Source organism: Desulfobacterales bacterium (assembly GCA_029211065.1).
GTDB lineage: Bacteria > Desulfobacterota > Desulfobacteria > Desulfobacterales > JARGFK01 > JARGFK01.
On sequence record JARGFK010000034.1, the window covers coordinates 12,525 to 24,475 of the forward strand.

Annotated in this window: 10 protein-coding genes; all 10 read left to right on the forward strand. The window is 52.8% G+C overall.

The features are described 5' to 3' along the window. Positions 1–130: 130 nt before the first annotated feature. The 10 genes from gmhB (at position 131) to P1P89_09550 (ending at position 11,945) form a co-directional block, all read left to right on the forward strand. Entirely contained in the window at positions 131–724 is a 594-nt protein-coding gene (gmhB, locus tag P1P89_09505; GenBank protein MDF1591735.1) for a D-glycero-beta-D-manno-heptose 1,7-bisphosphate 7-phosphatase, read from the forward strand. Beyond that, positions 705–2,876 carry an ATP-dependent RecD-like DNA helicase gene (locus P1P89_09510; protein MDF1591736.1) on the forward strand — a complete coding sequence of 724 codons (2,172 nt, stop codon included), beginning with the start codon at positions 705–707 and terminating at the stop codon, positions 2,874–2,876. Before gmhB ends, P1P89_09510 begins: the two co-directional genes overlap by 20 nt. Positions 2,877–3,193: 317 nt before the next feature. Continuing rightward, positions 3,194–4,474, forward strand: coding sequence for an ABC transporter substrate-binding protein (locus P1P89_09515; protein MDF1591737.1), 1,281 nt, complete (start codon positions 3,194–3,196; stop codon positions 4,472–4,474). Positions 4,475–4,552: 78 nt separating this feature from the next. Then, complete coding sequence (locus P1P89_09520) at positions 4,553–5,425, forward strand: branched-chain amino acid ABC transporter permease (GenBank protein ID MDF1591738.1); 873 nt, start codon at positions 4,553–4,555, stop codon at positions 5,423–5,425. Positions 5,426–5,430: 5 nt separating this feature from the next. Further along, on the forward strand, positions 5,431–6,432 hold the full coding sequence (locus P1P89_09525) for a branched-chain amino acid ABC transporter permease (GenBank protein ID MDF1591739.1): 1,002 nt from the start codon (positions 5,431–5,433) through the stop codon (positions 6,430–6,432). Further along, positions 6,432–7,181: an ATP-binding cassette domain-containing protein gene (locus tag P1P89_09530; protein MDF1591740.1), complete on the forward strand. Its 750-nt coding sequence runs from the start codon at positions 6,432–6,434 to the stop codon at positions 7,179–7,181. The genes P1P89_09525 and P1P89_09530 overlap by 1 nt, the downstream gene beginning before the upstream one ends. 279 nt (positions 7,182–7,460) lie before the next feature. Beyond that, positions 7,461–8,207 (forward strand): ATP-binding cassette domain-containing protein, encoded by a 747-nt coding sequence (locus P1P89_09535; GenBank protein ID MDF1591741.1) that lies wholly within the window; start codon positions 7,461–7,463, stop codon positions 8,205–8,207. Positions 8,208–8,210: 3 nt separating this feature from the next. Beyond that, on the forward strand, positions 8,211–9,848 hold the full coding sequence (locus P1P89_09540) for a class I adenylate-forming enzyme family protein (GenBank protein ID MDF1591742.1): 1,638 nt from the start codon (positions 8,211–8,213) through the stop codon (positions 9,846–9,848). 163 nt (positions 9,849–10,011) lie between these two features. Then, positions 10,012–11,061 (forward strand): branched-chain amino acid ABC transporter permease, encoded by a 1,050-nt coding sequence (locus P1P89_09545; GenBank protein MDF1591743.1) that lies wholly within the window; start codon positions 10,012–10,014, stop codon positions 11,059–11,061. A gap of 8 nt (positions 11,062–11,069) precedes the next feature. Beyond that, the gene (locus P1P89_09550) at positions 11,070–11,945 is read left to right on the forward strand and encodes a branched-chain amino acid ABC transporter permease (GenBank protein ID MDF1591744.1); all 876 of its coding nucleotides are present in this window, start codon (positions 11,070–11,072) and stop codon (positions 11,943–11,945) included. Positions 11,946–11,951 lie beyond the last annotated feature (6 nt).

Here is an 11,951-nt window from a genome sequence, read left to right on the forward strand (position 1 = left end):
AATCCAGTTATCATTTTTCTGGGCCCCCTCCGCAGTTTATCCCGCACTTGATGCGGGGCTGGAGTGACTATTTAATTCTGACACCTGAACCCTTTTTCCTATTTATCCAAGGGAAGAAATATTAAGAATTATGCAAAGCCGCAAAACCGCCAAACAAAAGCCTCACAAGGTTGTCTTCCTCGACCGCGACGGCGTGATCAACCGGGATTCGCCCGATTACATCAAAAGCTGGTCCGAATTCGATTTTTTGCCCGGCAGCCTGGGGGCCTTAAAGCGGCTGACACAAAAAGGGTTTACCATCATTGTCATTACCAACCAATCGGCTGTCAACCGCGGGATGATCCCGATTAAAGATTTGGAATTCATGCATTCCAATATGCGTTCGGCCGTCAACGCCAACGGCGGCAAAGTATACGATATTTTTTTCTGCCCCCATACCCCCGATGATCACTGCAGCTGCCGCAAACCCAAACCGGGACTGATACACCAGGCCCAAAGCCGTTATGCCCTTGATATAAAAAGCGCTTATATGGTGGGCGACAGCGCCAAGGATGTCGAGTGCGCTCGAAATGCCGGGTGCGGTTATGCAATCTTGGTGCAAACCGGCAACGGCGCTGAAGCTGAAACGATTTTAACCCGAAAAAACATATTGCCTGATTATGTAGCCGCTGACCTCGATGACGCTGCAAGCTGGATAATAGCTCATGACCCAGAGCACGCTTGAAGGACGGCTGGAACGGATCACTTTTTTTAATCCGGAAAACCATTATACCATCGCAGTTTTAAAACCCCACCAGTCCCAAAACCCGGTAACGATTGTCGGCTTCATGGCGACGCTGCGCCCCGGCGAAACGCTGAAAATCACCGGAACATGGGAGACCCATCCCCGTTTCGGCCAGCAGTTTAAAGTTTCTTCATACGCCACGGTCCTGCCGGACGCTTCCGAAGACATTCGAATATATCTGGAATCGGGTATCATCAAGGGTATCGGTCCGGTCACTGCACGACGACTGGTGGACCGTTTTGGACCCGATACCCTCGACATCATCGCGCAACATCCGCAAAAATTATGTGAAGTGGACGGTATCGGCAAAGCAACTGCCGAAATTATCGCCAAAGCCTGGAACGACCATCACGTCATCGACAGCTTAATGCAGTTTTTACAGACCGTCGGTCTTAAAAATGCTTTTTGCGCCAAAATCATTAAGGCATACGGTGGCGAAGCCATGGAAATCATTCGCGCCAACCCATATCGTCTGGCCCATGACATCGGCGGCATCAGTTTTTTTATGGCGGATGCGGTTGCACAGAATTTGGGAATGGCGGAAACCGAACCGGAGCGCATCCAAGCCTGTGTCCGCCATCTCATAGCGCAATCCGTAAAAGACGGTCATATGTTTATAAGCCAGGAACGCCTCCAGGAACAGTCTCTGCAGCTTTTCAACGTTACCCCGGATGCCGCCGCAGCCGCCGTCAGCGCCATGGTCGCTTCCCAGGAGCTTGTTTTAGAAGCTGCCGGGGAAGATAACACCGCCGCCGTATTCCTTAAAACACTTCACCTGGCCGAAACCGGCCTGGCAGCCCGATTGAAGGCCCTGCTGTCGGTTCCGGTTCCACCGGTTGGCATTGATGCTGAAAATATTCTGCATGCCGTCCAGAAAAAACTGACCATCAAGCTTTCGACCGAACAACTCAACGCCCTGGAAGCAATCCTTTCCCGTCGGGCGGTGGTCATAACCGGCGGCCCTGGAACCGGCAAAACGACCCTGATACGGTCCGTCAATGCCATATTTGAAACGCTGTCCAAACAGGTACTGCTGACTGCGCCAACCGGCCGGGCGGCCCGGCGCCTGTCGGAGATCACCCGCAGGGAGGCCTGGACCATTCACAAGGCATTGGGATATAATTTTGAAACCGGGCATTTCGACAGAAATCCGGACTACCCCCTTGAGGCAGACGCCTTAATTGTCGACGAAGCTTCAATGGTGGATACGCTCCTGATGTTCCATCTGCTGCGGGCCATGCCGCTTACGGCCCACCTGGTTCTGGTGGGAGATATTTTCCAGCTGCCGCCGGTGGGTCCCGGCAATGTGCTCGCCGATATCATTTCCTCAGCCAGAATTCCGGCATATTACCTCAACCAGATTTTCCGGCAGTCGCAAGAAAGTCCCATTATTATGAACGCCCACAGGGTCCGCCAGGGAAACCCCCTGGATCTGACAGCCCTGACGGACCCCGCCGCGGTTTCAGAATTCTGTTTTCTGGAAGAACCTCATCCCCAAAAAGTGGTTGACGCCATTGTTGAGCTGACTACCCGAATCATTCCGCAACGGTTTTCCCTGGACCCCTTCAACGACATTCAGGTTTTAAGCCCGATGCACAAAGGGGCCGCCGGAATCATCAACCTGAATCAGGTCCTGCAAAAAGTTTTAAATCCGAACCCCGCCGGCATTGAAAACATGGGCAGCACGTTTCGACCCGGCGATAAGGTCATGCATTTGAAAAACAACTACCAAAAGGATGTCTTTAACGGTGACATCGGCGTCATCACCGCCATGGATAGGAAAAACGGCCTGCTGTCGGTGGATTATGACGGTAGAAGTGTGCCCTACGAAATGAGCGAAATGGATGAACTCGCCCTGGCATATGCCATCTCCGTTCACAAATCCCAGGGTTCCGAATATCCTGCCGTGATTGTGCCCCTCACCACACAGCACTTTCCGCTGCTGCAACGCAACCTGCTGTACACGGCCATGACCCGGGGAGAGAAGGTGGTCGTGCTCGTCGGTTCGACCAAAGCGCTCCAGCTGGCCCTGGCAAACGACAAGCCCCGCCGACGCCTGTCGCGGCTGGCTGATCGGCTAAGAGATCGATAGGTTCCACTGAATATATAACAAAATTGTTTTTTTATAATCTGGAACGCTCATTCAGGTGACACTTTGTAGAGTTAATTCTTCTTGACAAAAACAGATGGAATTGACATTTATGAAGACCATAGCATCCAGTAAAAATATTCATTGTTCTCAAGAACTATTGGGGCCTCTTCACAATAGAACTTATAATAAACAGCGCACATTATAGACTGCACGCTTCTGATTGCAGGCGCATTCCTTTTATTGCAACATACTTGTTCATTTTTAAAACGTGAATTCCCTCACACTTTACCGAAGCATACAAAAAAAGGAGAACGCTCATGAAAATGCATGTAAGGTTGTTGGGTTTCTTATTTTCAATCGTACTGGTCTGTTCTGTTTTAAGCAGCGTCGGCAATGCCCAGGAGCCGATTGTTATCGGTATCCCAACCTCTCTGGGATTTCTGGAGGGCAAAGAGTCTTTAAGCGCGGTTGAGATGGCGGTGGATGAAATTAACGCTGCCGGCGGCGTCAAGGTGGGAGCTTCAAAAAAGCCCTTTAAAGTCGAGTCCATCGACCTGCGTGATGCAGCCCCCGGCGTTCCGGTTCCCGAAGCGCTTTTGGGTCTTGAAAAGATAATTCTGGAAAAAAAGCCCGCGGCCCTCGTGGTGGGTCCCTTTCGCTCCGAGGCCCTGATGGCCGGCATGGACATTATTGCAAAATATAAGGTCCCCCTGCTGGGCACCATCGCCATGTCGCCGGGGTCCGAGAAAAAGATCCAGGAAGATCCGGCAAAGTACAAGTATGTTTTTCGGACCTGCTTGAACGCGGTCCATCTGGTCAAATATCTTTCCGGGACCATGGGACTGATCAACAAGGAATTCGGATTCAACAAGGTCTATATCATGCACCAGGACGTGGCCTGGGCCCGGGCCACCGCCGAGCTTGTAAAAAAACTTTATTTCGACACGGCCGGGTGGACCGTCGTGGGACTGGAAAGCTATCCCACCGGCACGTCCGATTTTTCTTCCGCCTTAATGAAGATCCGGTCCCAGGGGGCGCAAGTCATCATGCCGGTTTTTGATATGCCCCAGAGCGGCACCCTGGTCAAACAGTGGAACGCCATGAAGGTCCCTGCTATTCTTTCCGGGTTTATTTCACCTTTGGCCGGTTCGGGCGCATGGAATACGTTTGACGGAAAAATCGGCGGCGCCACCAACACGATTTTCGAACTGGGCAGCGGAATCGGTTCCGACAAACACCCGCCGTCCAAAGATTTCTACGATAACTACATGAAAAAATACGGCAAAGAAATCCAGGCCGGCCACGGCCCGGCCCCCTCCTATGAATCGGTCTATATCCTCAAGGAGGCCATAGAGCGGGCGGGAAGTCTCGATCCGGACGCAATCGTGGCTGAACTGGAAAAGACCGACCGCAACGGCGTGATGGGCCGCGTCAAATTCGATGCAGGACATCAGGTGGTCTACGCCTTTGATCCCCAGGAAGCCAGCGTGTCGACCGTTTTTCAATGGAACGACAACGGCCGGCGGGTCATTGTCTTTCCCGAAACGATTGCCGAAGGCAAAATTCAACTCCCCAAGGGGCTTAAATCTTTAAAATAGCCTGCCTTACTCCGGCGGCCGCCGGCCTCTGATGGTGCCGGCGGTCGCTTGGGTCCGACCCTGCGATGGAGTTTGTTCATGTTTATCGGTACGATCATCTACGCCGTCATCAACAGTTTTATACTCATTATGCTGGCGATGGGCTTTAATCTCACCTTCGGCATCAGCGGTGTTGCCAATTTTGCCTACGGCGCCCTTTACGTGCTTTCCGCCTATACAAGCTGGATTCTCTTGAACCTGCTGAAAATGCCGTATTTACTATCTGTGATGATTTCAATCCTGCTGACGGCGCTCCTCGGCGGCCTGATATACCGCCTGGTACTGGTGAGGGTCCGCGGGCAGGCCCTGTCTGAAGTTATCGCCACGTTCGGCATCGGCCTGGCGATTGTGGAACTGTTCAGCTACTTCGGCCTGGTCGGTTTTGAATATACCCTTCCGGTCTTTATAGACCACAGCTTCCTGATTGCCGGAACTTACGTGGACGCCCAGCGGCTTTTTATCGTGGGCATCGGTCTGGTTCTGGTCTTGGGCCTGTGGCTGTTCACGCATCATACGTCAATCGGTCTGGCCTTTCGCGGCATTGCCCAGGACGAACGCACGGCGTTAACGTTCGGGATCGACTCGGACCGCATCGCCACCCTGAGCATGTCTTTGGGGGCCGGCCTGGCCGCCATCGCCGCCACCATCATCTTCCCCCTGGGAAGCATCGCTCCGGCCGAAGGCTATGATGTGCTCATTAAGGCCCTGGCCGTCTGCATCATCGGGGGGCTCGGCAGCAGCGGCGGCGTCATTGTGGCCGGCTTCGTCATCGGTTTTGCTGAACGTTTCACAGACACTTACATCGGCAGCCACTGGACCATGATTATCAGCCTGATGGCGATCCTGCTGGTCCTGGTGATCAAGCCGTCCGGTCTGTTCGGAAAGCAAAAAGAACTAGAGGAAAGGATTTAGACGGATTGAAAAAGCGCAAAGAACGCATCGATCGGGGAATTAAAGCCCGTTCCGGAGACGTCTTCACCCTCTGTTCCTGGCGTGAGATGCTTTATCTGGCCCTCCCGCGGCTTCTGCCCATCATCGTTTTTCTGCTCCTTCCGCCCTTATTGAGCGTATACTGGCAGAAAGTGTTCATTTCTCTGGCGGTTTTTGCCCTCCTGGCGATCAGCTGGGATTTGCTGGCCCAGAGCGGAATGATATCTCTGGGCCAGGCCCTCTTTTTCGGTATGGGCGCCTATCTTTCGGGTATCGCCGATCACTATTTCGGGCTAACGCCCCTGGTTGCCATCCCGCTGGCATCCATACTGGGCGGCGCAGCCAGCACCCTGTTGCTATTGCCGGTGCTGCGGCTTCGGGGAATCTATTTTTCCATGGTTACCCTGGTCATCCCGCTCATGCTGGTGCGCATTATCGAGGCAACCCGTATCTTTGGCGGAACCGAAGGGTTGACCGGCATGACCCCGCTGCCGTCAAAATGGGTAGAACTGTATCTGGTTATCATTGTTCTACTCTGCCTCTTGTTCGGATTCAGGCGCATGATGGCGTCGGATTACGGGCTGGTGCTGAAAGGGATCTGTGACAATGATCGTTCCGTGACCAATGCCGGCATCAACATATACTGGTTTAAAGCCCAGGCGCTTTTCCTGGCCAGTACCGTGGGCGCTTTTTCCGGAGCGTGCATGACCCATGTGTACCTGTTCACCGGTATGCCGGTCTTTGCGCTGGACTACTCTATTCTTCCCATTGCCGCCGCAGTTGTCGGCGGCCCTGGAAGCTTTGCCGGTGCGACCCTGGGCGCCGCCATACTGGTACCCCTGTCGGAACTGCTGAGAGGCATCGGAGGGCTGCGCATTGTTTTTTACGGAATATTTCTGGTCGTCTTCATCGTGGCCCTGCCCGAAGGCATTTTTCATTACATCCAGCGAAAATATCATCAATTTGAACGATGGGTCGAGGTTGAATAATGAACCGGACGCCGCTTTTGCAGGTTATGGAGTTATGCAAGTCCTTTGGAGGGGTTCAGGCGGTACACTTGGTCAATTTTGACCTTTATGAAGGCGAACTTTTGGGAGTAATCGGTCCCAACGGATCCGGCAAAACCACGCTGGCCAACCTGATTACCCGCTTTGTTAAGCCCAGCAAAGGCAAGGTCCTGTACAAAGGCCGGCCGATTCAGCACCTGGCCCCATTTGAAATTGTGCGGCTGGGAATCGCCCGTACCTTTCAGATGGTACGTCCCTTTTACCAGTTGCCGGCGTACAAAAACATGATCATTCCTTTGTATTCGCCGCGGGTGAAGAAACTTGTGGGCGGCAAGTATGGAGATCGGAACGCCGTAGCCCTGGACTTGCTGGAGGAGGTCGGTTTTGAACGCGATGCGTTTGTTGCCTACAAACCGGCCGGCGCCCTCCCCCAAGGATATCTCAAGCGCCTGGAACTGGCAAAAGCCATCGCCCTGCAACCGGATCTGATCATTCTCGATGAGCTTTTCTCGGGACTCAGTCTGGCCGAAGTCGCCGGTATGGTTCCGATCATTGAAAAGCTCCGGCATCAGGGCAAAACCATCATTATGATCGAGCACCGCCTGAAGGAGCTGTTTAGGATCGCTGATCGCGTCCTGGTCATGAACTACGGGGAGAAAATCGCCGACGGAGCGCCCAAGGATGTCATGGAGCAGGACGCGGTCAAAAGCGCTTATTTGGGGAGTGAATAATAGTACGTTATCTTAACTTACAGACTTCGCGCTATCATTTTATTAAGACCCCAATCGAGCAAAGCGATATCAATGTCCGTTGTGGGTTGTCTGTTGTCCGTAACTGAGATAGCGTGACTTGAGTTATTTCCAGCCTCAGAATTATCTTTAGGCTGGAGGAAAAATATAAATTTTCAACTGACAATTGACCACGGACATCTGGTTAATTAGGTTTTTAATTCAATTATAAATAGATAGTTTTAACAACTTTACGTTTGCGAAGAAAGAAACGGTATCGCCGTGCTGGTTATCGAAAACTTAATGGTATTCTTTGAAAACGCCCTGGCGGTAAACGGGTTGAGCATGACCGTCCACAAGGATGAAATTGTGGGGGTCATCGGGCCCAACAGTGCCGGAAAGACCACTCTGATGAACACCGTTTCAGGACTCATCATTGATATGCGGATCAAGGAAAAGCGCAAGGGCGGTGAGCGCATTACCGTATACGGCTCGGTAACGTACAACGGTGAAGAGATAACCGAGCTTCCCCCGGACGTCCGGGTACGCAAAGGGATCGTGCTCTCCAGGGAACGGCATCCGGTCTTTCCGGAAAGCAGCGTTCTGGAGAATTTCAAAATCGCCGGATACCTGAGAAAAAAACACGAAATCGCCGAGTCCATCGATTACGCCTTTGAACTCTTTCCCGCCCTTAAAAAACTGCAAAAAAGAAAAGCCGGTTTTTTAAGCGGGGGAGAGCAGCAGATGCTGGCCATCAGCATGGCCCTGGTGGTTCGTCCCAAGCTGCTGCTGCTGGATGAGCCGCTGCTGGGTCTGAGCCCGCTCCTGCAAAAGGCCGTTGTCGATGCCATTGTCAGACTGAAAGAAACTTCCGGAATTACGGTGGTCATCTGTGAGCAGTTCGCCAGACCCGTCCTGCCCATCATCGATCGGGGCTACGTCGTCGAAAACGGCATGCTGACGTTAAGTGGAACGGGAACGGAGCTGATGAACAATCCGGAAATAAAGGCAGCCTATTTCGGGGTTTAGTCCATGCAGGAAAATATCGAACGCAACATATACACGACCTTTGAAAGGATGGCGGCCGAACGATCGACGGCCACGGCCGTCATCTATCTGGGAACCCGTTTCAGCTATGCCCGGGTAAAGGACCTTTCCGAAAGATTCGCAGCTGCGCTGATCGATCTGGGCGTGGCCCCCCGGGAAAAGGTGATTATTTACCTTCCCAACAGCATCCAGTGGGTTGTCGCCTGGCTTGGGGCGCTGCGCGCCGGTGCTGTTTGTGTACCGATCACCCCCATCTACACCCCCCATGACTTGAACTATATCGCCACGGATTGCAACGCCGAAACCATCATCTGCGCCGACGCCAACTACGGTTACGTTCAAAATGTGATGGCCTCAACCAGTTTAAAACGGATCATCGTCGCCCGCATGACCGGCCTGCTCCCCTGGTGGAAGCGGTTTTTCGGAACACTCTTTGATGTTGCCCCCACCGGCAAAGTGGCCCGGGATGAAAAAACCCATTCGATCCGCAAACTGTTGTCCAAATACAAGGACGTAACTCCCCCGCATATCCCTCCCGACGGCCAGGCAGCGGCCGAGATTCTCTACACGGGCGGAACCACCAAATTCCCCAAAGGCGTCCCCATTACCCATGACCTGTTTTTGGTGTCGGCCCTGGAGCAAATCCGTGTCAGCGAACCCCTCGTGCCGGTGGCGCAAAACATAATTTTCGGCAACGCGCCCCTGTTTCATATTCTGGGACAGACCTGCAGCCTGGCAACCCTTCTGGTGGGCGGGACGCTGTTGATTCAGCCAAAGATCAACCTGGATGCGACCTTTGAGGCCATCCGGCGGTTTAAAGCCAAAACGATGATAGGCGTCCCCACCCTGTATCGCATGATGCTGGAACATGTTCGCCTGGATCAATATGACCTCAGCTCCGTTGTATACTGGTACAGCGCCGGCGACGTTCTGCCGGTTGAGGTCGGCAAACGCTGGTTTGAAAAATTCGGCAAATGCATCTACCAGGGGTACGGCGCCACCGAGACCTGCGGCGGCGTGTCCATGTGCCCCGCGGACTGCGACAACCCGCCCAAAAGCGTCGGCAAAATTGTGGCGAGCAAGCGGGTTAAAATCGTTGACCCGGCCTTCCTGGAACCGGTGGCCCCGGGAGATCCCGGAGAATTGATCGTTCATTCCGAACACATGGTGTCGGCCTACTTGAACAAACCCGAGGAAACCCAATCGTCTTTTATTGAGCAGGATGGCTGCCGCTGGTATCGTACCGCGGACATCATGACTATGGACGAAGCCGGCAACCTGTTTTTTGTGGACCGCACGGTAGACACCATCAAACACAAAGGCTACCGGGTTTCCGCCTCGGAGATCGAAGCCGTGCTCCAGGAACACCCGGCCGTTATCAGCACCTGTGTGGTGGGCGTGCCGGACGAGAAGGTCGGAGAGCGAATCAAGGCTTATGTGGTTTTAAAAGAAGACATCAAGGGAATCACCGGATATGATCTCCTCAAGTGGTGCCGCCGGACATTGGTTTCCTACAAGGTCCCCCAGTACATCGAATTTCGCGACATGCTTCCCAAATCAAAAGTCGGCAAACTGCTGCGCCGTGAAATCCGCAGCGAAGAAAAAAGAAGAAAAGATTTATAGAACCCGCCTTAAATCCATGCTGCCGCCGGCAGATATCCCATTGACATTTCAATCCGTTCTTTCTATAAAGGACAAGACCCTCGCTTTTAATTCCCAATCGTTCATATTTACGTTTTCGGCGAAACTTTTTCTTTTTGAAAATCTTATGTAGGAGACGTTGGCCATGGACATGAAACGGGACTATTATGAAGATGTGCAACTGTTTACCTCCGGGGTTGCCGTCTTCTGGTTTGGCTTGTTGATTGTTTTCCTGGCCGCATTCCCTTTTTTATTTAAAAACTATTACGTTTATGTGGCCAACTACATGGCGATTAATGTGATCGTCGCCATCGGCCTCAATCTTTTAGTGGGCTATACCGGCCAGATATCCCTCGGACATGCCGGCTTTTTCGCCATCGGTGCATACGGTACGCTTATATTCATGACCAAACTGCACCTCCCCTTTCTGGTTGCCCTGCCGGCGGCGGCGCTGGTGGCGGCGCTTTTCGGCCTGCTGCTGGGGCTGCCGGCCCTGCGGCTGGAGGGGCCCTATCTTTCCATTGCCACCCTCGGTTTCGGGTTGACCATTACCCAGGTCATCGGCAGAATCAATCTTTTCGGCGGCCGGCAGGGTCTGCACGCCCCTGAATTATGGATCGGTCCGTGGCATCTCGATTCCGACCGCGACTTTTACTATCTGTTGATGACCCTAACGGTCATACTTGCCCTGGGTGCCAGAAACCTGGTAAAAACCCGCGTCGGTCGGGCATTTATCGCTATCCGCGATGCCGATATCGCTGCGGAAACCATCGGGGTCAACCTGATGCTTTATAAATCCATGGCCTTTGCGGTCAGCGCTTTTTATGCCGGCATCGCCGGCGGACTGTATGCCTTTGTCCTGCGGTTTATCGAACCGGAAATTTTTACCCTGCTCATGTCCATTCTTTTTCTGGCCATGGTTGTCGTGGGGGGGTTGGGCTCCATCTTCGGCGCCATTACCGGCGCCTGCCTGCTCAGCTGGCTGGATCTGCAGCTGCGCAACATCCTGAGCATCCCCTATGTTGGAGACTGGCTGGAAGCATTATCCAAAAGCTACTTTTCCATTACCGGGGTGTCCAACATTCAATTTATCATTTTCGGGCTGATAATGGTGCTGATCATGCTGTTTGAGCCCTATGGAATATTCGGGTTCTGGATACGAACGAAAAAATACTGGAAAACCTGGCCGTTCTAAGGAGCAACATGATCGACTTTTTGCAAATGATTGTCAGTGGAATTGCCGTGGGAAGTTCTTACGCCCTCATGGGGCTTGCCATGGTAATCATCTACAAAACCTCCGAGGTCGTAAATTTCGCCCAGGGGGAAATGGCGCTGCTGTCATCATTTTTTACATTTATGCTGCTGGAATACCACCAGATCCCCTTTTACCTGACAATTCCCATTACCCTCGTCTTTTCCGTTCTCTTGGGATTTTTACTTGAATTCACGATCCTGCGGCGCGCCAAGGAGCCCACGGTCTTGGGGATGATCATCATCACCATCGGGCTGGAGATGATACTGATGGGCGTTGTCTCCTGGAAATTCGGCGCCGATCATAAATCCATGCCCTTTCCGATTTCACCATACGACAGCCTTGCCATGGGCAAGATTTTCATCAGCAAGCTGGAATTACTGACGCTGCTGGTCGCCCTGGTCCTGATGCTGACCCTCTTTCTATTCTTCCGGTTTTCCAAGTTGGGAGTTGCCATGAAAGCGACCCAGCAAAACCTCACGGCCGCACGTATCATGGGAATCCGCACCAACCGGATCTTGATGATCACCTGGGGCATCTCCTCCCTAGTGGGTTGCTGCGCCGGGCTTTTGATCGCCCCGGTTATTCTACACCCGTACATGATGTGGGATCCGATGCTCAAGGGCTTTGCAGCGGCGGTGATGGGCGGCATGACCTCTTTGCCGGGGTCGGTTTTCGGCGCTTATCTGCTGGGGATAATCGAAAACCTGTTCGGGGGTTATGTGTCCATTGAGTTCAAATCCATCGTGGCCTTTGTCATTATCGTCTTGGTGCTTTGTTTTAAACCCAGCGGGCTTTTCGCGCGGCATTATACTAAAAAGGTTTAAGCCCTG

Excerpts from the sequence above, each read along its gene's own strand:
- P1P89_09545 (MDF1591743.1), top strand. The coding sequence starts at position 10,012 with ATGGACATGAAACGGGACTATTATGAAGATGTGCAACTGTTTACCTCC.
- P1P89_09550 (MDF1591744.1), top strand. The coding sequence starts at position 11,070 with ATGATCGACTTTTTGCAAATGATTGTCAGTGGAATTGCCGTGGGAAGT.
- P1P89_09510 (MDF1591736.1), top strand. The coding sequence starts at position 705 with ATGACCCAGAGCACGCTTGAAGGACGGCTGGAACGGATCACTTTTTTT.
- P1P89_09530 (MDF1591740.1), top strand. The coding sequence starts at position 6,432 with ATGAACCGGACGCCGCTTTTGCAGGTTATGGAGTTATGCAAGTCCTTT.
- P1P89_09520 (MDF1591738.1), top strand. The coding sequence starts at position 4,553 with ATGTTTATCGGTACGATCATCTACGCCGTCATCAACAGTTTTATACTC.
- P1P89_09540 (MDF1591742.1), top strand. The coding sequence starts at position 8,211 with ATGCAGGAAAATATCGAACGCAACATATACACGACCTTTGAAAGGATG.
- P1P89_09515 (MDF1591737.1), top strand. The coding sequence starts at position 3,194 with ATGAAAATGCATGTAAGGTTGTTGGGTTTCTTATTTTCAATCGTACTG.
- gmhB (MDF1591735.1), top strand. The coding sequence starts at position 131 with ATGCAAAGCCGCAAAACCGCCAAACAAAAGCCTCACAAGGTTGTCTTC.